The following is a 22,041-nucleotide window of genomic DNA, read 5'->3' on the forward strand; positions in this document are numbered from 1 at the left end:
TCGTGCGAAGGCGGAGGGCCGAGCCCGGTAGCTCGGCGACGCGCTCCGCTGCCGGCGCCGCCGCCGCCGCATCTCATACGCAACCAGGTCGCGCCCAACGCTGAGGCGAGCGGTTTGCATCGCTCCGCCTCATGGCGGAAAATCCGCTGCACGAACTCCCGACGGCCCTCATCGCGCTCATGCTCGTGTGCGCCCTCCTGCTCGCGCTGTTCGCATCAAACGCGCTCGGAAGGCGTACCGCCACGCGACAACCGAAGCAGCTCGAGCTAGGTCCGCTCGAGACGATGGCATCCGGTCTCCTCGGCCTCCTCCTCGCGTTCAACTTCAGCATTGCGCAGAGCCGCTTCGACGCTCGCCAGGAGATGCTCGTGCGAGAGGCCGACGCGATTGGAACCGCCTATCTACGATGCTCCGTCCTCGCCGAGGACGACCGCCGAAGCTGCCGCGAAAAGTTTCGGCAGTACGTGGCGCTCCGTATCGAAACGTATGCCGTCTACAAGTCCGGGGCGAGGAACACAGACGAGCTCCGTCGCAAGCTCGACGAGGGGGAGCACTTGCAGCACCAGCTATGGACGATCGTCGCTGGCGCCGTACGGCAGTCTCCCGATCCTCCTCACACGGCCCTGATGACGGCGCTCAATTCGGTCATCGATCTCGACTCCGATCGTCGGGCTTCATTGCGAATCCAGGTACCGATCATCGTGAGCGTCGTGATCGCGCTGTCGTGCATCGCATGGGCCGTGCTACTCGGGTATTCCTCCGGGCTGAACGGCAGTGGATCGCGGACGGCCTGGGTCGTCGTGTCGGTCTTGATCAGCCTGGTCTTCGGAGTGGCCATGGACTTCGATCGGCCTCGCTCGGGGTTCATCACGACCTCCGCAGCGGAGGTTGCGATGACGAACGTGGCAAACTCCATCAACATGCCGCCGGTCGACTGAGAGCGCACGTCGCGTTCGCGTGCGCTCTCGGGTGCGTCAGTTGACCGGCGCCTTCACGATCGTGATCGGGCGGAGCCCCGCGCCCCCGGGGTAGCCGTAGCTGGCGTCCTTGTCGATGCCCCACACCGTGATGGAGAACGGGCCGTCGCTCCTGATTTCGTGGCGACCGTCGTTGCAAGAGCCGCCAGGGAAGGTCTGCGGGAGATGGCCCGACACGAGGCGCACCCAGGCGAACTCGTATTTGCCATCGTTGCCGAGAGGCTGCCAATCGGAGAGCTCACCCGCGCAGTCGAGGTTGACCGGCGCGAAGCCACTCGCCGTCTTGCGACGGACGACCGTGATCGACGTCTCGCGGTAGGTGAAGTCGGCGAAGAAGACGTAGTGATCGAGATACTGATCGGACGGGACCATCGTCACGAAGTCGGGATCACCGAAGGTGGCGACCGCCGTGCTGACGAAGGTCGAGCCGGTCATGTACACGGCCGCGTGGAACGGGTGGTCCGAGCCCTGACTGCGCACCGACACGATCTGATCGGTCAGGAAGGTCACGGACTGCCCGGCCTGCAGCGTCTCGGGCGCTCCATACGGGCGTGCGGGGTCGTACGTCAGCGTCGTGCCGTCTGCCGCTCCCACGAGCGTGAACGGAACCTTCTCGCGCGCGTTCGCAATCTCGATGCGCGGGCGATACGGAACGAGCGCGTATTCGCTGCCCCAGGCAGAGATCGGAGCGATCTGCTGCTGGGTCATGTCCGCGGCCTGGAAGTTCGAGGGGATATAGGTCTGCTCGGAGCCACCGAAGACGCCCACGGGCTTGTTGGTCTCGATGGGGCTTCCCGTGAGTTCCGCCGTCTGACTGAACTGGAGCACCTGGCCCTTGGAGAGCGTCCAAGTCCCGACGGAGTTCTTCGGGGCCGGAGCCACCGTCGGCGACCCTGTGATGTCGATGCCCGGGCGCATCTTCACCTCCGTCTCGTCCTCATTTGCGACGATCTGGAGCGTGCGCATACCGAACGGCGCTTGACCGCCCTGGATCATGACCCGAGACGTGTTGATGGCGAGGTAGTTCGTTCCCCACGACGAGCTCGGAAGCAGGAGGGTCGCCGTGGGCGTGTAGCTCTCCGCTCCGCCATAGGGGAAGATCGAGTAGGCGCTGACCGGCGCGTCCGTCTTGAGGTGGAACGCCTGCGTGATCGTCGTCCCATGCTTCATCGGGTCGACGTTCACCGCCGGCGTAACGCCGAACGGACACTTCACGAACTTGGTCGGGCTCGGCGGCATGACCGTCGATTGCGAGAGAAACACGAGGCCGACTTCGCCCGGAGGAAGTGGTCCTTCGAGCTTGGTGTACGTGACCTTGGGACCAGCCTTCGTCGCGGTGTAAATCGACTGCGAGAGGTCGATCGTCTCCGTGCCGAGCTCGGCGGTGACGTTGATCGGAAGGCTCCAGGTGTTCGCGATCATCGCCGCGAAGCACTGGCCCATGTTCCACTCGTAGTCCTCCGGCGGGATCGTCCAGAAGTCACAACCGAGCGAGCCTTTGGAGAGCTTGGCCGCCTCGCAGGCAGGCAGGCAGGCAGCGTCACCGCATGCTTCGTTGTCTCCGCACTGCTTGATGACCTGCTCTTGGCCCTCACAGCCCGTGAGCACCTGCTTCAGATCGCGCGAGCAGTGATTGCCGGGACAGTTTCCGACCGGCGAGGAAACGTCGACGTCTCCACCATCGGGGTCGACGAAGCCGGGCGTGGATGTGTCGACGCCGAATCCGTTGCTGCTGCTCGAGCAGGCCGGAACAGCGGCCATCAAGCTTGCGCAACCAAGGAGGACGCTCGAGAGCGTGAAGATACCGCGACGCATGCTTCTCATCTCCGAGAACATCCTTCCTAGAAGACCTTCACGGGCGTGGCGTGGGGCTTGCTGTCGACCGTGCCCTGGCCAAGCTCGCCATACTTGTTGCCGCCCCAGCAGCTGACGCTGCCGTTCTTGAGCAGCGCACACACCGCGAACTGCGACGTCACGACCTGGACCGCGTATCCCTGCAGCGCCGACGCCTTCGTGAAGTTCAGCACCGCGGGGTTCGGCGCCGGGGTGCCTGCCCCCATCTGGCCGAGCGAATCGTCACCGCAACACTGAATCGTGCCGTCGGTAAGGCGAACGCAGGTGTTGTAGCGGGCGACTGCGAGCTGTTGCGGGTATGCCGTCTTTTCTGTTTCGGCCGGAGCGACGGGCGCGAGTACCGGAACAACGCTGTCGTTCGGAGTTCCCGAGCAGAGCGCAGGCATGTCGCCCGCGATCTTCACTCCCCAGCAATACACCTGCCCCTCCGCGATGGCACACGTGTGGAATCGGCCCTTGCCACTGGCGCTGTCGACCTGGGCAGAGCTCACCGCGAAGTCGACGACGCTCGAGAATGGATCCATCGCTCGCGGCACCGGATCGAGGAGATAGGACGTGATGCGGCCAGAGACGAGGCCCCAGCTGTAAAGCGCGCCGTCAGTGGCCTTCGCGTAGATCGTGGTGTTGCTCGCGACGGCCTCGCGCACGTCGAGTCCTCCGAGTGTGGCCCCGCCTGGACCGGCAATGGTCGGAGCCCCTCGGCGCAGCATCTGGCCTTGGGCATTCTGCCCCCAGCACCAGAGCTCACCACTATCCATCACGGCGCAAACCGCACCGTGTCCGACGTCGACGCGCGTGGCCGCACCGGTGAGCGGAACGACGTTCGCCGCCGGGTGGGCGGTGCTGTCCGTCTTCGGCGGCGAGATCTGGAGCCCGAGCTGTCCCGTGTCGTTCTTGCCCCAACACTGGACCGTGCCGTCGGCGAGGCGAACGCAGGTATTGTCGTCCGCTGCCGAGAGCTGCGTGGCATTCGTGATGTTCGCGACCGTTCGCGGCGCGATGCCGGAGGTCACACCCGCATCGACGACGGGCGGTGCTGCATCCGGATCGGTGCCCGCATCCACGATGGGCATGCCGACCGCCCCCTTCGTGTTGTCACCCCAGCAGCGGACGGTGCCGTCGTTGATGAGCGCGCACACGTGCCGTTCACCCGCCGCGAGTTTGACCGCGCAAGGCGCACCGTCGACGCAAGCCACCGCTTCGTCGGAAGCGTCGTAGTTCGGCGGAGCCGCGTCCTTCGAAGCATCCGGTGTCGTGGTCACGTCGGCGCCGCTGTCGACAGGATCGTGGGAGGGCGGCGGAAGATTGGCAACGCTCGAGTCGTCCGAGGCTCCGCTGTCTTCGTCGAAGGCGTGCGCCGAAGGCCCATCGCTCGAATCGCTGCACGCAACGACGAAAAGGACTCCGGACGCGAGGAGGGCACCGGTGAAGAGAATCGGAAGGCGACGCATCACTTGGTTCCTCCCGCGACTGCGGGCGAGAGCTTGTGGAGAGCAATCCCCTGGCCGGTCATCCCGAATGGGCTCGTCGTCCCGCCGACGACCCAGATGTCGTCGTTGCTGATGGCGTGCATCCCCGTGAGATTCACGACAATCGGTTTGCCGTCGATCGACGTATGGGCAATTCGCCATTTCGTTCCGTCGAAATGGTTGATTTGTCCGTTCTCACCGGCCGTCCAGACGTCGTTCGCCGCCGCCCCCCAAACGCCCGTCCGGGCCGAGTTGTCGGACATGGTAGGGTCGAGCCACGTTCCTCGGGTCCACGTCATCGTCGGCACGCCCGCATCGTCGACCGGCCCGTTGTCGGTGCCGACGTAGTAGCAGGCGTTGCTGTAATTCGTTTTGGTACTAATGAAGATCTTGTCGCCCGCAATGCCGATACCCCAAAACGACGCATTGGGCAGCTTGTCGAACACGGGCGCCTCGTCAATCCACATGACGGAAGGCTGACTTCGACGGTGGACGATGCGGTTTGCGGCCGAGGTCGCCCCAGTGGCCATGACCATCATCCAGACGTCGCCATTGCTCGACACCACGCCACCGGTCGGTTCGTTGAGATCGGTGCGAGCCGAGATGAGCGGATCGACGACCCAGGTATTGGTGCCGGCAGCCATCGAAAAGACGCGCGTCTTGCCGACCGGCGCAACCGTCGTCGTGCCTGCCAGATAGAGATCTCCCGCCGGGCTGGCCCACATGGCCATGATGTTGATCGGCTCGCTGAGCGAGAAAGGCGTCCAGACGACGTTCGAAGCGCCCGCGTCGCCCCCGTCACCGGGTCCTGCGTCGGCCACGACCTCGCTGTGCCACAGCCCCTTGTTGTTGCCGGTCCACACGTCCGTCGGACCACGACCGATGATGGCCGGCAAGGGAGCCCCGACCGTGAGAGCGGTGTGGATCGCCCAGTGATGACCATCGAAGCGAAGCACGTTGCCCTGTTCGCTCACGGCCCACGCTGTTCCGTCGCCGGCATTGTAGACGCCGTTCATCCACTCCGAGACGGGCGCATCGGTCGTGCACCATCCCTCGGTGGTGCACATCGGATTGCCTGCATCGATGTCGGCGTCGCCATCGGCAGGAGCGTCGGCCGCGGCGTCGGCCGCATCGTTCGACGTGGTCGCATCCGATGATGGAAGGGTCGTCGAAGGCGTCTCCGACGAGGCATCTTTCTCACTCGTTTCGGAGGTCGGTTCCGTCGAATCGGCGTCGGCGCATGCGATGACCCCCTGCGCGAGTGCCCACGCGATCGTCGTCGCGATCGAGGCGTTTCGGAGGCTGAGCTTCACTGTGCACCTCCCGCGTCCGCGAACTTACCTGCAAAGTGCACGAGAGTGCCTCCCTGACCAACCGCCCAAACGTCGTTCGCGCCGCTCCCCCAAATGCCGTAAAGGTGGGGCTTCTGACCCAGCGGCCAAGCCGTCGATGTCGGCTGCCAGCTCGTTCCGTCGAAATGGAGAATCGTGCCGTAATCGCCTGCCACCCAAACGTCGCGCGGGCCAGTTCCCCAGACCGCATTCAAATCATCGGTTGTCGGCGATTCGACGATCTGCCATCCCGTTCCGTCGAAGTGGCGAATCGTACCGAATCGACCCACGGCCCAAACGTCGGCGGAGCCGCTGCCCCAGACGGCGGCGAGAGGTTGAGCAGTCTGCAGGTCGGTCTCGGTCCAGCCGGGAAGTCCCGCATCGCCTGCGTCACCGGCGTAGACTCCGCCGTCGACGAGGTTGCGGCGATAGGCAACCCCTCCACGCGAGGTGGAATTGCCGACGACCCAAAGCTGACTCAGGTCGGGCCCCCAGATGCCGTACATGCTCAAGGTGTCGGCGCCGGGCAACGAAACCCAGGCCGAGCCGGCACTCGTGGTCTGCCACTCCTGATAGTAAGACGACGGCTTTCCGAATCCTGACGGCCGGACCGTGACGAGGTCACCCACCACGACGACGTCGTTTCCCGACGCCCACGCGCCACGAAGCGGCGACGTGATGGCGAGGGTGCCCGTGATCGCCGGGGGGGCCTTCTGCCAGGTCGGCACGCCTGCGTCGTCGAGGGTGCGGTGGAAGATGCCGTCGATTGTGGTCACCGCCCAAAGGTTCGTCGCACTCGTTCCCGCAATGGCGCGGAGCGTGCTGGGCGTGAACGGTGTGTCGAGAGTCCAGGCGTTGCCGTCGTAGTGCAGCACTGTCCCCGCCGATCCGACGGCCCAAATGTCGGACGCACTGCTTCCCCAGATCGCCGTGAGCGAGTAGAGCGCCTCGACGCCGGAGTCCTTCGGACACCAATCCGTATCTGCGCACGTGACGACCGCCTGATTGCAGTGCTCGTCCGAGGCGTCGCAGTCGGTGGCGTCGGTCTTGGCTGCATCGACGACGTCGGTCGTCGTGCTCGCATCGGGCTGCGGAGTCGGCGGCACGATGGCTGCGTCCTCTTCGAAGACAGTCGATGCCTCGGAGTCAGCGCAACCGGAGGCCGCGCCGAGAATTCCAGTGGTGGCCAGTGCCGCGAGGCAGCCCCAACCAAGCCAAGAACGGTGCTTCTTCATGACCGGGTTCAATGGGTCTCTCCCGCGTCGCAATCGGTCATCGCGCACTTGCCCTCGATGCACGGCTGGCCCGCGCCGAGATCACACTTGTTGCCACACGCTCCGCAGTTCGAACCGTCGACGGTGAGCTTCGTCTCGCAGCCATTCGTGGGAATGCCATCGCAATCACCGAAGCCGTCGACGCACTCGAGCCCGCAAACGCCCTGATCGCACGTCGGGCGCGTGTTCGGGATGTTCTGGCCCGGACACTTGTTGAGGCACGAGCCGCAGTTGTTGATGTCGGTCTGAAGGTCGACGCAAGCGTAGTTCGTTCCGGTGCCCGGACCGCCGCAGAGCGTTCCCGATTCGCACAAGCATCGCGGGATGCCCGAGGTGCCTGGGGAGCCCTGCGCTGCGCAGATCTTGCCCGGCGCGCAGACGTTCCCGCAGACCGCGCAGTTGTTCGGGTCCGACCCCGTGTTGACCTCGCAGCCGTTCGACTGATCGTGATCGCAATCCCGGTACGTCGACTTGCACGTGAGGACTCCGCACTGACTGTTCGCGCAGACGTACTGCATGTTCGTCGGCGCTGGAGGCAACGTGCCGCCATCGGGTGCAATCGTCGTCGAGCAAACGTTTCCGCAGGCACCGCAGTTGCCCGTGTCGCTCGTCAGGTCGATGCACTTGCCATTGCAGTCCGTCATCCCCGTGGGGCAACCGCACTGGCCCATGATGCAGTGCTCGCCTTGCGCACACTTGTTCCCGCAGGCACCGCAGTTGTTCGTGTCGCCCTGGATGTTGACCTCACACCCGTTCTCGATGAGGCCGTCACAGTTCTTGTAGACCGCTGTGCCGTCGATAGAGGGCGGTGAGCAGTCGTACTGGCACGAGCCGCTCGCGCAGTACGAGCCGACGTGCAGCGCCGCAACCGAGGCGGGGCACGCTACGCCACACGCTCCGCAGTTGCTGTTGTCGTTCGAAAGGTTGATCCCGCACTTGTAGCTCGCACCGCAGGTGGCCCAAGGCTCCGGGCACTCGGTCTCGATGCACATCGGCGGCAACTTGGGCACGTCCGGGGTCATGCTCGCGTCGCCGCCATCCTCGGTCGAAGGCGGCGGGGTGAACGTCGACGTCGTGGGCGCGTCGGAGGAGGCGTCGGCCCGATCGGGTCCTTCGGCGACGATGACCGCGTCCGCGCAGCCCGCAAAAACGGAAGCGAGCAGCGCGCACGTGACGATGGCGATCGGCACGCCGCGCCGTGCGAATTGTCGAAGCATGTGGACTTCGTTCCTCCGGAGTCGATGAATCAAGGCGTGAGGGGAAACTCGGTGTCAGCGGGCATTCGCACGGCGCGCGCTCGCCAAAACGTTACGCTTCGGGCAAGGCACCTACGAACGCGTCTGCGTGGACGAGCTGGTCGATTCCGAGAAGCCGTGGGCGAAGCGCGAGGATGACCGCCTCGCCCGGCGCCGATGAGCTGAGGGCTTCCCCGCAACCATCATCGGCCAGCGAGGCCTCATGTGCAGAGCCGACGAAGGCACGTTCACATGAGCCGTATGATCGCTACCGCTCTAGGTTTTGATGGCCGACGACAATTTTGTGACGGCCCACCCCAAAAGCCCGGACGGTCGTGCTTTCTGCCCGAGCGTTCGGCGCCGAATGTGCGATGGGAGGTTGGCATCGGCACCTCCGTTGCATTGCGGCATGTCGCGCAGCTCCCTGGTTTTAGGCCACGGCGATGCTTCGTTGGCGTTCCACATCGACCATCGAGAACAAGGAGAAATGCCATGAGCGTTTCCGCCGGTCCCATCTCGACGCGCGGCTCGACCTCGGCTCGGGTCACGCACTACCGCACGGCCACCGTCGAGGGCGTGACGATCTTCTACCGCGAAGCCGGACCGATCGACGGCCCGACCGTCGTCCTCCTGCACGGCTTTCCGACGTCATCTCATATGTTCCGCAATCTGATCCCCGCCCTCGCGGACCGCTACCGGGTGATCGCGCCCGACTACCCCGGCTACGGGCAGAGCGACATGCCCGAGCGAGACCAGTTCGCGTACACGTTCGACCACTTCGCGAACTTGATCGATGGGCTGCTCGATCAGCTCGGGGTCAAGCGCTACGCGATGTACGTGATGGATTACGGAGCGCCCGTCGGCTGGCGGCTCGCACTGAAGCATCCAGAGCGCATCACCGGCCTCATCGTCCAGAACGGCAATGCCTACGAGGAAGGTCTCAAAGAGTTCTGGGAGCCGCTCAAGGCCTACTGGGCCGACGGCTCGAGCGAGCGTCGCCGCGCACTCTCCAAACTCGTGAGCCCGGAGATCACGAAGTTCCAGTACACGGACGGCGTCTCCGACCCGAGCCGCATCGCCCCCGACAACTGGATTCACGATCAAGCGCTCCTCGACCGCCCGGGCAACGCGGACATCCAGCTCGATCTCCTTTACGACTACCGCACGAACCTGCCGATCTATCCGGCCATCCAGGCGTACTTCCGCAAGTACCATCCACCGGCGATCATCGTCTGGGGCAAGAACGACTCGATCTTCCCGGCAGACGGCGCCTTCGCCTTCAAGCGTGACCTGCCTGACGTCGAGTTCCACCTGATCGACTCGGGACACTTCGCGCTCGAGGACAGGGCGGACGAGATGATCCCGCTCATACGCGACTTCCTCGACCGGAAGGTGGACGCGAAGCCTTCCTGACGGCGACAAGCTCGGCCGTCGAGCGCCGGACACGCCAGCCACGTGCGATACGGCGGCACATTTCCTCCGTACGTGTAGAGTGCGCGTGTGTCCGAGCAGCGACGGGGCGTCCTGATGGGCGTCAGTGCCTACGTTCTCTGGGGGATCTTTCCGCTCTATTGGCCCTTGCTGCGTCCCGCGAAGGCCATCGAGATCCTCGCGCACCGGATCACTTGGTCGCTGCTCTTCGTCGGGTTCCTTCTCGTGCGTTCGGGTGGGCTCGCGAAGCTGCGCAGCCTCGACAAAGGACGCATCCGCACGCTCGCGGCCGCCTCGTGCTTCATCGCGCTCAACTGGGGCGTTTACATCTGGGCCGTCAATCACGGCCACGTCCTCGAGACGTCGCTCGGCTACTTCATCAACCCCTTGGTGACGATGCTGCTCGGCGTCGTCGTGCTGCGCGAGCACCTGCGGCGCCCGCAGTGGATCGCGATTGGCCTCGCCGGACTCGCCGTCGCCATCTTGACGATCGACTACGGTCAGCCGCCTTGGATCGCGATCGTGCTCGCGCTCACGTTCGGCGGCTACGGCCTGCTGAAGAAGCGCGCGGGCGTCGGCGCCGTCGAAGGGCTCGCCGTCGAGACCGCGCTCTTGTTCGCTCCCGCCGTCGGCTATCTCGCGTCGCTCGAGGCCAACGGCACGGGCGTGTTCGGCCACGGTTCTTGGACCACGACCGCGCTGCTCGTGTCGTCGGGCATCGTGACGGCCGTGCCCCTCTTGCTCTTCGCGGGCTCCGCCAACCGGATGCCGCTCAGCATGCTCGGCCCGCTCCAGTACATCTCGCCGACGCTGCAATTCCTGTGCGGTGTACTTGCGTTCCACGAGGCCATGCCTCCGTCGCGCTGGATTGGCTTTCTCCTCGTCTGGTCGGCTCTCGGGATCTTCGCAGCGGACGGAGTCGTGCGCACGCGGGCCCTCGAACGAACGATCGCCCGTTAGGCGTCATGCCGTTCGGATAGGCAGACAACGTTGAAAATCGCAGCACCGATCCATCGGTGTTTGCCGATCTCTGCATATCCGAACAGCGTCGAACTCCTCGTGCAGCGATCGGTCGAGCTTCGTCGCGGCGGCGGGAAGCGCGTGGCCTCTGGTCGCAGGGGTGGCCGTCGAAGTACGATGAGCACATGTCTTCCAAGCTTTTCTTCCTCCTCGGCGCGATCGGAATCGCTGCATGCTCGCAAGACACTGGAGCGATGCGCGAAGGAGCCGGCTCTGCACACGCCCAGTCACCAACGACGCATTCGGAGGCATTGCCTGTCTTCGTGCGGAAGAACGTGCGAAGCGATCGGGAGCTCGAGGCGCTGGCTCAAGGTCGATTGGTCATCGACGGGAACGGGTGCCTCCGCGTCGGCGGCGAGAACGGGGCGTTCGTCATCTGGCACCATGACAGCCGCATCGAGCGCACCAGCGACGGCCGGATCAAGATCACGGACGGCTACAGCGGCAACACCGCCTATGTCGGAGACGAGATCGCGATGGGCGGAGGTGGCGACAACCGGGTTCCGCCAGCGAGCGGCGCGCGCGCCGAAACGCCAACGAATGTCACGGAGCCAATCCCGGAAGCCTGTGCCTCGGGCGAAATCTGGTGGGCCGGGCACCTCATGACCGAGGCGGAGCGGCAGCAACGACTGACCCGCTAAGCCGGGTTTACTGCGGCGACCACTTGCACGGACAGAGAATTTCGGGGCCCACGACGGGCGAGGGCCCCGAAATCCTCGGTCCTTTGCACAGTTCTGTCGCGAACTCCGTTTGATGATTGAAGCAGCGCAACTGAGTTGCGCTGTAGACGCGGGTGATCTTGGCGCGGTCGAACATTCGTCGCGCCCCGCGAACTATTTCTCCAAACGAAGCAGCCTCACTCGCACTCACTGATCGTACGAGCTCGAGCTCGGCCCTTGAATCGTGAGGTTTCCATGATGCTTCGAGAAGCGGCGCGCGCAGCGCGACCGGGTCGGTGTGGTGTGCTCTTCGTCGGCCTCGCATTCGTCGCGACCGCCATCGCGTTCGGAGTGTCCGCCTGCGCGAGTTCGGACAGCGATGGGCAGGTCGCAGCAGACGGTGGCACCACGAACGTCGTCCAGGACGGATCGTCCACCTCTCCGACCGGAGAGGCAGCGGCTGCAGCCATGACGCCCGACGCGGCGTGCAAAGCGTACGCAAAGGCGCGGTGTGCCAAGCTGAAGAGCTGCAGTGACTTCCTCTTCGAATACGCCTGGGGCAACGAGGAGACGTGCGAGGAGCGTCAGTCTCTCGGATGCACCGACCGCTTCACGGAGCCGGGCGTTGCGATGAAGCCTGCGGATCTCGATACCTGCGCGAAGGCCTTCGCCTCCGTCTCGTGCGACGATCTCTCGACGCGCACCCTCCCAGCGAGCTGCACGTTGGAGGGAACCCTCGCGAAGGGCGCTACCTGTGCACACGACGAACAGTGCGCCACCGGCCTCTGCAAGAAGGCTTCGTTCGGCGCGTGCGGTTCCTGCGACGAGCCATCGAAAGAAGGCACGGCGTGCAGCGCCGACGCCGTTTGCGCGGTCGGGCTCGTCTGCGCCGGTACGTGCACGAAACCGGCGGCGAAGGGCGCGTACTGTAGTCCGCGAGACCCTTGTGCGCAGGGGCTCGTCTGCGACCCCGACAAGAGCCGATGCGTGCAAGGGGACCCGGCGGGCACGCGCTGCGCTGACAGCCCCTCCTCGCCCGATCTCTGCGATCACGTGAACGGCGTCGTCTGCAATCCGCTCCTCATGCAGTGTGAGGCAGCGAAGGTGGTGGCCATCGGCAACAGGTGCAATCCGTACTCCGACGTCTGCGCGGCCGGCGCTACGTGCGACGCCTACGGCGAGTGCGTGCCGCCGCTCGCCGAAGGTGACGATTGCCGGGTCACCGGCGGCGGACCGAGCTGCTTCTATCCCGCGGTTTGCGAGCTCGGCAAGTGCGTGGTCCCCGCGGCCTCCGCCTGTACCGACTGAGCGCCACGCGCGCATCAACGTGGCGCCTGCAGACGCGCGCACGGTTGCACCACGCCGGTCGATGTGCGAACGGTGGCCATGCCGATCGAACGTGACAGGCCGCGCGCTCACCTCGTGGTGGACGACTTCTTTCCGCCGGCCGCACTCGAGGTGATCTTCCGAGAAGTACGTTCCCTCGAGCGGAAGATGAAACCGGGGCTCGTTCGAGATGTCGGTCACGACGGCCAGTCGGTGTTCTTCGAGAACGAGCGGCGGAAGAACAAGGCGGTGTGGATCCACGATCCATCCAAGACGCTGCGCCTCTTTCGCGATCGGTTCTGGTCGCCGCCGATGCTGGAGGCGTTCGCAAACGCGCGCGAGCCGCTCTTCCAGATCATTCCGAATTGCCGCGCGCCGCATCTCCAGGTGTCGGCCTACATGACCGGCGACCACTACGACTTCCACGAAGACGAGGGCGCGGGCGTCAACCTCACGGCCATCGTGTTCCTTGCGTCTCGCCCCGAGAAGGTACGCGGAGGTGACCTCGTGCTCGCGTACGGCGGAGAAGAAACCACGGTTCGCTTCCGCCACAATCGGCTCGTCGTCTTTCCGAGCAAGACGCTCCATCGCGTCACGCGGGTGCGTGTCGATTCGAAGGACGTGCATGACGCGCGCCTCTCGCTACAGTGCTGGCTCACGTACGGTGAGGAGCCGCGGAGAGCGAAGGCGCGCGCACCCGAAGCCGATCGGCCGACGTTCCTCCTCTCCGAGGAGCCCATCATCGCCGTCGCCCAGGCGCTGGTCGATTCGTCGGCCACGGCCGATCAGTCGCCCGAAGAGCTCTATTGGGGAGCATTCTATCTCTCGCGAATTCTGTCGTCGAACCTCCGCTTCCTCGTCGAGGCAGCGGGCTGCGAGTTCGTCGGGCCGATCCGAATCCGACGCGGCGAAACGCTCGACGTCCTTGCACGCGCACGGCACGACGGATCGCCCCTCACGATCGGCTTCCAGTTGCGCGGCCCCGAGGTCGGTCCGAGCGAAGCCCTCGGTCTCTTCGTCGAGAAGGGCCGCGGACGCAGCGTTTCCCTCGCGCGAAAGCAGCTTCCCGCCGGAGCCGACGAGGAGACGACGGTTGCCATCCTGCGCCGATTGCTCGTCGCCAAAGGAACGACGGCGTGAGGGCATCCGCGCGTGCTCGATATGGAAGAGCTCTCGCCCGAGTGCTAGAAATGAGGCGTGCGCCGCCCTCCTTTCGTCCTCGCGCTCCTGCTTCTGACGGCAGGATGTGAAGCACTGCTCGGCGCGGACTTCGACCGGTCGCTCAAGGACGGCGGCTCCCTGCAAGGCGCAGACGGCTCGGCGGGCGGCGATGACGGCGATGGGACCACGCCGGGCGGCCCCAAGTCCGACGGTGGCGGAGGCAAAAAGGACGGCCCATCGGGCGACGGCAACGTTCCGAACGCCGGGCGCACGCCGCTCGACATCTTCGGCGCGAAGCTGCGCGTCTGGCTGGATGCGGGGAAAGGGGCCTTCACCGCCGGCGACGGCGTGAGCATCATCTCGTGGAACGATCAATCCGGCAACGCGGCCAATGGTCACGTCGCCGGAACCGGCGGCGGCACGATCCAGCTCGGAAAAGATCAGGTGAACGGTCTTCCGGCGATTGTCTTCGACAACGACGCATGGGTGCTCGGCGACAAGTCGCCGGACTTCGGGGTGAACGAAGACTTCTACATCGCGGTGGTTGCCGCGTACTCCACGCTCGGACCGAACGACCGGTTCTTCTTCTCGCGTTGGTCGAGCATGTCCCGCGGCTACGCGCTCTATGCCGGACGGCAAGACAATCCTGCCGTCGGCGCCACGCTCGATGCGAGCGGCATCGTGATGTCGTCCACGACCGCGAACACGGCGGACGGCGCGTTCCGCGTCTACGCGCTTCGCCGCACGGCCGGAAGCAACGGAAGCGCGAAGCTCGAGATCCGCGTCAACGGCGCCTCGACCTCCGCCGAGATGCCCTACGCGCCGATTCCGACGGACCGTCCGCTTGCCTTCGGCGGGGCGCAGGAACCGAACTCGGTCTACTCACGCTTCCTCGTCGGATCCATCGCCGAAATCGTGGTCGTGCAAGGCACCGTCTCGGACACGGAAGCCGTCGACGTCGAGACGTCGCTGGCCACCAAGTACGCCCTCTGACCGCTCGCCATTCTTCCGCGCCGCGGAAGAGTGTGCGGTCCGCGACGCGCGTTCCGCAGGCTCATCGACACGCCGATACACGCAGCGGAGAGCCACGACTTCGTCGCCCATACACACCCGATGGGTCGCATCGGAGCGATCGAAGACATCGCCAATGCGGTCCTATTCCTCGAATCGGCGCCGTTCGTCACCGGCGAGGTCATCGACGTCGACGGTGGCTGGCACGCGGGTCAAGCTTGAAGCCATGAACTCGCGGCTGCTCATGACCTTGCAGGTGGGCGTGGCTCCAATCCAAACGATCGGCGCCGTTCCCACCGGCACGCGACGGACGGCTCCGATCACCGGAGGTCGATTCGAAGGCCCGCGCCTGCGGGGCAAGGTGCTTCCCGGCGGCAGTACGGATTGGCAGCGTCTCCGCTCGGATGGCGTCCTCGAGATGGACCTCCACGTCACGCTCGAGACCGACGATGGGGCGCTCATCACGCTCACGTCGTTCGGTCTGCGCCATGGACCGCCGGAGGTCATGGCAGCCCTCGCGCGCGGCGAGACAGTCGACCCAGCGAGCTACTACTTCCGGACCACGCCGAGATTCACGACTGGCGCACCGAAGTACGCCTTCCTGAATCGCCTCCTCGCGGTGGCCACGGGTGACCGGCGGCCCGACGGACCGATCTACACGGTCCACGAGATCCTCTGAAGCGCATGGCCGCTTCTCGTCGCGACACGTTGAAAGCCATCGCCACACTCGCGCTCGGCGGCTGCGCGAGGACGCCGGCGTCGAGCACGCCGCAGGCCGTACCGCCTGTATCCCAAACGAGGAATCCAACCGTGAACTCCCGTCCTCTCATGCAGCTTCGTCTCTCGACCTCACCCACGCTGAACGTCGGCGACACGCCCACCGGTCAGCTCTCGATCTTCCCCGTCGTCGACGGCACGTTCGAGGGCGAGCGCCTGCGCGGCAAAGTGCTCTCCGGCGGTGCGGACTGGGTCACCAAAGGCGCCGACGGCGTCCTGCGGCTCGACCTGCACGTCACGCTCCAGACCGACGACGGAGCATTGATCGACATGACCTTCACCGGCATCCGCGACGACGCCAATCACTACTTTCGCACGCTCCCGCGCTTCGAGACCGCCTCGCTCAAGTATGCCTTCTTGAATCGCCTGCTCGCCGTCGGTGTCGGCGAGATTGGTCCGGATGGGCCCGTCCACGTCATCGAGGAGATCCTCTGATACCGCGCGTGCGTACCCCGGCTGAGCTTCGTCCGTCACGGAGCGCTCGAGGTATCTCCGCCAATCCTAGCCAGGAGGGATGGGCCATCACGAGCGGACGCCGAATTCGCATACCCTACCGCGGGAGGATATGCCGCCCTGGAAGCGCCAATCACAACGATGGCCGCCCATATCCTACTTGGGGAGGATATACCTTTGTCGGAGCCGGGTCGAATCCGGATGACACGCCCCATATCCTACTGAGGGAGGATACCGTTATACGCTCGGCACAACGCGCCTGAGCTCGACTGGCGTTGCCATCGCGCCCTCGAGACGACACGTATCTCGACATGACAAAAGCGGGCGTTGCTCGAGCGACGATTTAAATGGATATGACGACCGAAGCCGATGAGGGCCGGCCCCGAACGATTCGTCGAGGTGCCGAGAACGCCCCACGTTTCGTCGCTTGCGAGCCCTCTCGAACCACGAGGTCCACGTTCATCTTGCCGATCCTGCCTATTTTCAGGCGGACGACGGGTGTCGTGCGCGCGCGCTAGCCATCCTCTCGACGGATGAGCTCGAGCGGTTCGCGCGCTATCGCTTGGAGCGCGATCGAGCCATCTACCTGGCAACCCACTGGCTCGTCCGGACGGTTCTCTCGGATTACGAGCCCACCGCGCCGGAAGCCTGGCGGTTCGCGACTGGCAAATACGGAAGACCAGAAATCACCGGGATTTCGACGCTGCGATTCAACCTGTCCAATACCCATGGGCTCGTCGCCTGCGCCGTGTGCCGCCGTGTCGACGTGGGGGTCGACGTCGAGCGCAAGACGGGTTTTGCCCCCCTCGATGCTGCCGATCGGTTCTTCGCTCCCACGGAGGTCGCCTCGCTACGCGGCCTGCCGGTCACCGAACGTTCGCGAAGATTCTTCGACTACTGGACGTTGAAGGAAAGCTACATCAAGGCGCGCGGCCTGGGCCTCGCGCTACCGCTCGATCAGTTCGCGTTCGTCCTGGAAAATGGCCGTTCTCCGCGCATCGAGTTCGATCCGCGACTGGACGATCACGGCGACCACTGGCAGTTCGAGCAACACGTTCCGACGAACGACCACCTGCTCGCCGTCTGTGTCAGGCGGCACGACTCACGCGGCTTCGCGTTCACCTACGATTGGCATCGCCCATCGTGGGTATAGTCCCGATCGATATAGCTCGTCCGGAACATCCCCCGAGTTTCCCGGGCTCGCCATCGTCATCGGTCGAAAGCCATCCAAGGTTGTCCGTACTCGGCGGCGAGCTGCACCTCGAGATCGATCAATTTTATCGACCGCCCGCTCGTCTTATGACAAATTGCCGCATCTGAGAATTCCAGGATTCGCGCGATCCATCCTCCGTCAAGAGGATCTGGGGATCGCGAAAAGAAACTGGATTGTCACGTCGGCAGTCTGCACGGGCTGCTTTCTTGGATATTCCGAATCGCGATTTTTGACGCAAATTTCGCATTTGCGGAGCATCTGCCGTCACGACGAATGAATGAACTGTCGGAGCCCGCGCAATTTGCGAGCGACGGACGGGATGCGAGCGCGATTGGCACCAAGGCCGTCGCAGAGTTCTTCGAATTCGGGGGGAACGGGTCACCGGAGCGTCCGGTGGCCTGGCGCCATCACGTCGCCGTCATTTTTGACAGGGCGCGCACGCGATCTCCCAAGAGCACGAGGAACGATGAGCGAGTCGAACGTACGAGAGCACGCGAGTATCCCTACCTCGGAGACTTCCGCCGGGGGGTCGCTCGCAGAGCTCGCAACGTGGTGGAGAGAGCAGCTGACAGGCGCGCCGCCGCTGCTTTCACTCCCTGTGGCGCATCCGCGTCCGGCGACTCAGAGCGCTCTCCGCGGCTCGTACGACTTCCGCATCGACACTGCCCTGACCGATGCTCTGCGCGCGCTCGGCGTTGCGCACGAGGCGACGCTTTCGATGGTCCTCACCGCCGGCTTCGCGGCGCTCCTCCACCGCTACACGCGGCAGGACGACCTGGTTGTCGGCCTCTCGACCCCCACGAGCGCCGGGAACGTGCTCCCCGTGCGCCTCCACCTCGGCGACCGACCGCGTTTCCTCGAGCTTCTTCGTCGCGTACGCGCGGTAAGCCTCGAGGCGGCTCTGCACGACGCGCCGTTCGAACGTATCGTCGAAGCGCTCGGGGTCGAGCGAGCAGCGGGCCATCACCCCCTGGTCCAGCTTGCAGTCGCGCAGGAGCCGGCGGGCGGCCAATCCCATGCCGCTGCGCACTCTGGCCTGGATCTCGTCGTCGGCTATGCGGACACCCCCGAGGCACTCCTCGGCCGAATCGACTACGCGTCGGACCTCTTCGATGGCGCGACGATCGAGCGTCTCTTCCATCACTTCGTCGCGCTCCTCTCCGCCGCGACCAAGACACCGGACTGCGAGGTCGAAGCGCTCGACATGCTGACGCCGGCGGATCTCCGCCAGCTCACGGACTGGAATCACACGTCGGGGCCGAGCCCCACTGCGCCCACGTTCCACGAGCTCTTCGCAGCTCAGGCCTCGCGCGCTCCTGACCGAATCGCCGTCACCGAGCCGTCGGGCCAAAGCCTCACCTACGGCGAGCTCGACGCGCGTGCGAATCGGCTCGCCCACCACCTGCGCGACATGGGCGTCGGCCCCGAGGTCCTCGTCGCCGTGTGCATGGATCGCTCGTCCGACTTGATCGTCGCGCTGCTCGGCGTGCTCAAGGCCGGCGGTGCGTATCTTCCGCTCGACCCGACGTATCCCGCGTCGCGTCTCGCGTTCATGGTGTCCGACGCGGCGCCGAAGACGCTCGTCACGCAAGCTCATCTCGAGGGGCTCCTTTCGGGCATCCCGAACGTCGTGCGAGTCGATGCGGACGCCGACGCGATCGCGCAGAAGCCCGCGACGGCTCCGGAGAACACGACGGGACCTCGGAACCTCGCGTACGTGATTTACACGTCCGGCTCCACCGGGCAGCCGAAGGGCGCGATGACCGAGCATCGCAACCTCGTTCATCTCGCGGAGGCCCAGCGCATCGCGCTCGGAATGACCGAGAACGCGCGCGTTCTTCAGTTCTCCGCGCTCAGCTTCGACGCCGGCATCTGGGAGCTCGCAACGACGCTGACCGTCGGCGCCACGCTTTGCCTGTTGCCGCCCGGACGCGCGCCGCTCGGCCCTGACCTCGGTCGGTTGATTCAGAGCCAGCTCATCTCCTTCATCACCCTCATTCCCTCGATCCTGCCCGACATCCCGCTCGACCTCCTCTCGAGCGTCGATACCCTCATCGTCGCGGGCGAAGCTTGCTCGGCCGAGCTCGTCGAGCGTTTCGGCAAAGGCCGCCGCTTCGTCAATGCCTACGGCCCGACCGAATGCACGGTGTGCGCGACGCTCGCGGTGTGCACGCCGGGCGGCACGCCGCCGATCGGACGACCGCTGGCGAACGTGCGCGTGCACGTCCTCGACGAGAACCGAAACCTCGTGCCGGTCGGTGTGGTCGGTGAGCTCTATATCGGCGGCGCGGGTGTGGGGCGCGGCTATCTGAATCGTCCCGATCTCACCGCCGAGCGCTTCCACACGGACGCGTTCGAGCCCAAGGAGCCCGAGGCGCGGATGTACCGCTCGGGCGACCTCGTGCGCTGGCGACCGGACGGCAACCTCGAGTTCCTCGGTCGCGCGGACGCACAGGTGAAGATCCGCGGATTCCGCATCGAGCTCGGCGAAGTCGAATCGGCCATCCGCGAACATACCGACGTGGCCGACGTGGCCGTCATCGCGCGCAGCGACGGCGCGGGTGGCAGTCGCCGGCTCGTCGCGTACGTGGTGCCGAACGCGAAGACCTCGATGGAGGAGCAGGCCGCTGATGGAAAGGCGCTGCCGACCACGCTGCGCTCGGCGCTTCTCGCGCGGCTCCCGAACTACATGGTGCCCGCGGAGATCGTCTGTCTGAAGGCGCTTCCGCTCGCCCCGAGCGGCAAGGTCGATCGCGCAGCCCTCGCGAACATCCCGCTCGAACGCACCGAGCCGGAAGAAGTGAAGGACCCGCCGCGCAATGCGCTCGAGCGCGATCTCGCACGCATCTGGGCTGCGGTCCTCAAGGTCCCGAGCGTCGGCATCCACGACGACTTCTTCGAGCTCGGCGGCGACTCGATCATGGTCCCGTCGCTGATGCTGCGCGTCGTCGAGGCCATCGGTTTCGAGCTGCCGATGCACATCGTCTTCGAGGCCCCGACGGTCGCCCGACTCGCCGCCCTCATCGAAGGCCGGCGCGGTGCGTCGCAGACGGAAGACCTCTGCTACTCGCCGGAGCTCGTTCTCGCCGAAGAGGCAGCCCTCGCACCGGAGATCACCGGGCGCTCGGTCACGGGCGGCGACCGCTCCGAGCCCTCGCAGATCCTCCTCACCGGCGCGACAGGCTTCGTCGGCGCGTACTTGCTCCACGAGCTCCTCTCGACGACCACGGCCAAGATCCATTGCCTCGTTCGCGCACGCGACGCGGCGGATGCCATGCGCCGTCTCCGCGAGAGCCTCGCCGCGTATTCCTTGCCGACCGACGCGCTGAGCACCCGCGTGCTCCCGGTGCTCGGCGAGCTCGCCGCCGAACGGCTTGGACTCGGCGACGCCACGTTCGACCATCTCGCGTCGACGATCGACACCATCTATCACAACGGCGCGAAGGTCGATCACGTACGCGGCTACGCGGCGATGAAGCCGGCGAACGTACGAGGCACGCACGAGATCCTGCGGCTTGCCTCACAGGGTCGTCGCAAGCCGGTCCACTTCATCTCGTCGCTTGCCACCGTCCATCCGTTCCGCCACAAGGACGCTGGCGTCGTTCGCGAGAACACGCCTGCCGGTCCGCTCGAGATGCTGCCGAACGGCTACATGCAGAGCAAGTGTGTGGCCGAGCACATGGTCGCCGAAGCGATGGCGCGCGGCATTCCTGCCACCATCTATCGCCTCGGTGCCATCGCGGGCCACAGCGAGTCGGGAGACTGCAACCCCGACGACTACACCTACAGCGCGATCCGCAGCATGATGCAGCTCGGTTTCGCCGACAACCTGGACATCGATCTTCGCCTCACGCCGGTGGACTTCGCGGCGCGCGCGATCGTGGGCTTGTCGCGGTGGCGGGGTGCGCACGGCGCCACACTACATATTACCAATTCGCGCCCGATCTTCTGGCTCGAGCTCATTGGGCTTGTGAAGGAATACGGCTATGCCGTAGAGACGGTTTCGTACGAAGACACCATGAGTGGTCTTCTCGACGCTGCGCGGAAAGGCATCGATACCCCGATGCTGGCGTTTCTGCCCTTCCACCTGCAGCGCGAACCCGGAACGTCACGCTATCTGCTCGAGGATTACTACGCTCCAGTCCGTTGGGATTGTGAGCAAGCGATCACTGGTCTGACTGAAATGGGGGTGGCACCAGCACCGGAGCCGCGGCGGCTGGCGCTTTCGTATCTTGATTACCTGGTACGCCACGGACACGTCCCCCCGCCCACGAGGACCAACGAACGATGACCGAAAAGAGTGTACGCGGTTATGCCATTACGCATGCCGGGGAATACCTGCGTCAAGAAGGCGGGGATCAAGCGATCGCCGCTCTCTCGCCCGCATTGAGGCAGACGCTCGAGAGCGCAGCAGCGGCTAGCTGGCAACCGGCGGCGCAGATGTCCGAGATCTTCCACGCCGTGGCAAAGCTCGGCAAGGGCGACGAGGCGAAGGCGCGCGAGCACCTCGAGAAGTGCGGCGAGTACCAGGGAATGGCGTCGTCGAGCACCTTCCTGAAGCTCGTGATGAAGGTCCTCACGCCGAGCATCTTCGCCAAGCGCGTGCCAACTCTCTGGTCGCGCGACTCGACGGTCGGAGCGATGGAAGTCGACCTCTTCGACGACCACATCGTCATCCGCTTCAAGGACACGGAGCCGCTCGAGCACCTGGCTCCCACCGTCATCGGATACCACCGCTTCGTGATGAAGCAGATGGGCATCAACGTCATCCGCTCGGAGCTCCACGGCTGGTCGCTCAGCAAGCCGAGCTCCGCCGACCTCTGGTTCGCCAGCTACTGGCAGTAGTCACG

17 protein-coding genes and 1 pseudogene are annotated in these 22,041 nt (G+C 65.3%); 13 read left to right on the forward strand and 5 right to left on the reverse strand.

Annotated elements, in window-relative coordinates:
- Positions 1–131 precede the first annotated feature (131 nt).
- A complete protein-coding gene (locus AKJ09_RS01200; RefSeq protein WP_146645309.1) occupies positions 132–938 on the forward strand; it encodes a bestrophin-like domain in 807 nt (268 codons plus the stop codon).
- 36 nt (positions 939–974) lie between these two features.
- On the opposite strand, the gene AKJ09_RS01205 is transcribed toward AKJ09_RS01200, so the two are convergent.
- The 5 genes from AKJ09_RS01205 to AKJ09_RS01220 are packed head-to-tail and all read right to left on the reverse strand — an operon-like array spanning position 975 to position 8,122.
- Entirely contained in the window at positions 975–2,801 is a 1,827-nt protein-coding gene (locus AKJ09_RS01205; RefSeq protein ID WP_146645311.1) for an IgGFc-binding protein, read from the reverse strand.
- 17 nt (positions 2,802–2,818) lie between these two features.
- Entirely contained in the window at positions 2,819–4,282 is a 1,464-nt protein-coding gene (locus tag AKJ09_RS01210) for an RCC1 domain-containing protein (protein WP_169927155.1), read from the reverse strand.
- On the reverse strand, positions 4,282–5,613 hold the full coding sequence (locus AKJ09_RS52560; protein ID WP_169927156.1) for an NHL repeat-containing protein: 1,332 nt from the start codon (positions 5,611–5,613) through the stop codon (positions 4,282–4,284). The genes AKJ09_RS01210 and AKJ09_RS52560 overlap by 1 nt, the downstream gene beginning before the upstream one ends.
- Entirely contained in the window at positions 5,610–6,866 is a 1,257-nt protein-coding gene (locus AKJ09_RS01215) for a beta propeller repeat protein (RefSeq protein WP_146645315.1), read from the reverse strand. The genes AKJ09_RS52560 and AKJ09_RS01215 overlap by 4 nt, the downstream gene beginning before the upstream one ends.
- A gap of 8 nt (positions 6,867–6,874) precedes the next feature.
- A complete protein-coding gene (locus AKJ09_RS01220) occupies positions 6,875–8,122 on the reverse strand; it encodes a hypothetical protein (protein WP_146645317.1) in 1,248 nt (415 codons plus the stop codon).
- A gap of 510 nt (positions 8,123–8,632) precedes the next feature.
- Between AKJ09_RS01220 and AKJ09_RS01225 the strand changes: the two genes are divergently transcribed.
- From AKJ09_RS01225 to AKJ09_RS01280, 12 genes and pseudogenes are all read left to right on the forward strand, one after another.
- On the forward strand, positions 8,633–9,553 hold the full coding sequence (locus AKJ09_RS01225; RefSeq protein ID WP_146645319.1) for an alpha/beta fold hydrolase: 921 nt from the start codon (positions 8,633–8,635) through the stop codon (positions 9,551–9,553).
- A gap of 87 nt (positions 9,554–9,640) precedes the next feature.
- Entirely contained in the window at positions 9,641–10,531 is an 891-nt protein-coding gene (gene rarD / locus AKJ09_RS01230; protein WP_146645321.1) for an EamA family transporter RarD, read from the forward strand.
- A 185-nt stretch (positions 10,532–10,716) separates the two neighbouring features.
- Positions 10,717–11,232 carry a hypothetical protein gene (locus AKJ09_RS01235; RefSeq protein WP_146645324.1) on the forward strand — a complete coding sequence of 172 codons (516 nt, stop codon included), beginning with the start codon at positions 10,717–10,719 and terminating at the stop codon, positions 11,230–11,232.
- A 273-nt stretch (positions 11,233–11,505) separates the two neighbouring features.
- Positions 11,506–12,558, forward strand: a complete 1,053-nt coding sequence (locus AKJ09_RS01240; protein ID WP_146645326.1) for a hypothetical protein — start codon at positions 11,506–11,508, stop codon at positions 12,556–12,558.
- Between the two features lie 78 nt (positions 12,559–12,636).
- Positions 12,637–13,716, forward strand: a complete 1,080-nt coding sequence (locus AKJ09_RS01245; RefSeq protein WP_146645328.1) for a 2OG-Fe(II) oxygenase — start codon at positions 12,637–12,639, stop codon at positions 13,714–13,716.
- A gap of 57 nt (positions 13,717–13,773) precedes the next feature.
- Positions 13,774–14,730 (forward strand): hypothetical protein, encoded by a 957-nt coding sequence (locus AKJ09_RS01250; protein ID WP_146645330.1) that lies wholly within the window; start codon positions 13,774–13,776, stop codon positions 14,728–14,730.
- Between the two features lie 30 nt (positions 14,731–14,760).
- Positions 14,761–14,970 carry an SDR family oxidoreductase gene (locus AKJ09_RS55455; RefSeq protein WP_275936599.1) on the forward strand — a complete coding sequence of 70 codons (210 nt, stop codon included), beginning with the start codon at positions 14,761–14,763 and terminating at the stop codon, positions 14,968–14,970.
- A 4-nt stretch (positions 14,971–14,974) separates the two neighbouring features.
- Entirely contained in the window at positions 14,975–15,427 is a 453-nt protein-coding gene (locus AKJ09_RS01260) for a DUF3237 domain-containing protein (protein WP_146645333.1), read from the forward strand.
- A gap of 131 nt (positions 15,428–15,558) precedes the next feature.
- Entirely contained in the window at positions 15,559–15,960 is a 402-nt protein-coding gene (locus AKJ09_RS01265) for a DUF3237 domain-containing protein (RefSeq protein WP_169927157.1), read from the forward strand.
- A 445-nt stretch (positions 15,961–16,405) separates the two neighbouring features.
- Positions 16,406–17,053, forward strand: a pseudogene (locus tag AKJ09_RS01270) (4'-phosphopantetheinyl transferase family protein); the annotation flags it as partial.
- 604 nt (positions 17,054–17,657) lie between these two features.
- Positions 17,658–21,482: a non-ribosomal peptide synthetase family protein gene (locus tag AKJ09_RS01275; protein WP_169927158.1), complete on the forward strand. Its 3,825-nt coding sequence runs from the start codon at positions 17,658–17,660 to the stop codon at positions 21,480–21,482.
- Positions 21,479–22,036: a hypothetical protein gene (locus AKJ09_RS01280; RefSeq protein WP_146645342.1), complete on the forward strand. Its 558-nt coding sequence runs from the start codon at positions 21,479–21,481 to the stop codon at positions 22,034–22,036. The genes AKJ09_RS01275 and AKJ09_RS01280 overlap by 4 nt, the downstream gene beginning before the upstream one ends.
- Positions 22,037–22,041: the final 5 nt, after the last annotated feature.

It is taken from the genome of Labilithrix luteola (assembly GCF_001263205.1).
GTDB lineage: Bacteria > Myxococcota_A > Polyangia > Polyangiales > Polyangiaceae > Labilithrix > Labilithrix luteola.

What these genes read in the sequence shown, in the direction of transcription:
- AKJ09_RS01210 (WP_169927155.1), bottom strand. Translation starts at nt 4,282, where the DNA reads ATGCGTCGCCTTCCGATTCTCTTCACCGGTGCCCTCCTCGCGTCCGGA.
- AKJ09_RS01200 (WP_146645309.1), top strand. Translation starts at nt 132, where the DNA reads ATGGCGGAAAATCCGCTGCACGAACTCCCGACGGCCCTCATCGCGCTC.
- AKJ09_RS01205 (WP_146645311.1), bottom strand. Translation starts at nt 2,801, where the DNA reads ATGAGAAGCATGCGTCGCGGTATCTTCACGCTCTCGAGCGTCCTCCTT.
- AKJ09_RS01235 (WP_146645324.1), top strand. Translation starts at nt 10,717, where the DNA reads ATGTCTTCCAAGCTTTTCTTCCTCCTCGGCGCGATCGGAATCGCTGCA.
- AKJ09_RS01240 (WP_146645326.1), top strand. Translation starts at nt 11,506, where the DNA reads ATGATGCTTCGAGAAGCGGCGCGCGCAGCGCGACCGGGTCGGTGTGGT.
- AKJ09_RS01220 (WP_146645317.1), bottom strand. Translation starts at nt 8,122, where the DNA reads ATGCTTCGACAATTCGCACGGCGCGGCGTGCCGATCGCCATCGTCACG.
- AKJ09_RS01215 (WP_146645315.1), bottom strand. Translation starts at nt 6,866, where the DNA reads ATGAAGAAGCACCGTTCTTGGCTTGGTTGGGGCTGCCTCGCGGCACTG.
- AKJ09_RS01275 (WP_169927158.1), top strand. Translation starts at nt 17,658, where the DNA reads ATGAGCGAGTCGAACGTACGAGAGCACGCGAGTATCCCTACCTCGGAG.
- AKJ09_RS01245 (WP_146645328.1), top strand. Translation starts at nt 12,637, where the DNA reads ATGCCGATCGAACGTGACAGGCCGCGCGCTCACCTCGTGGTGGACGAC.
- AKJ09_RS01260 (WP_146645333.1), top strand. Translation starts at nt 14,975, where the DNA reads ATGAACTCGCGGCTGCTCATGACCTTGCAGGTGGGCGTGGCTCCAATC.
- AKJ09_RS01225 (WP_146645319.1), top strand. Translation starts at nt 8,633, where the DNA reads ATGAGCGTTTCCGCCGGTCCCATCTCGACGCGCGGCTCGACCTCGGCT.
- AKJ09_RS01280 (WP_146645342.1), top strand. Translation starts at nt 21,479, where the DNA reads ATGACCGAAAAGAGTGTACGCGGTTATGCCATTACGCATGCCGGGGAA.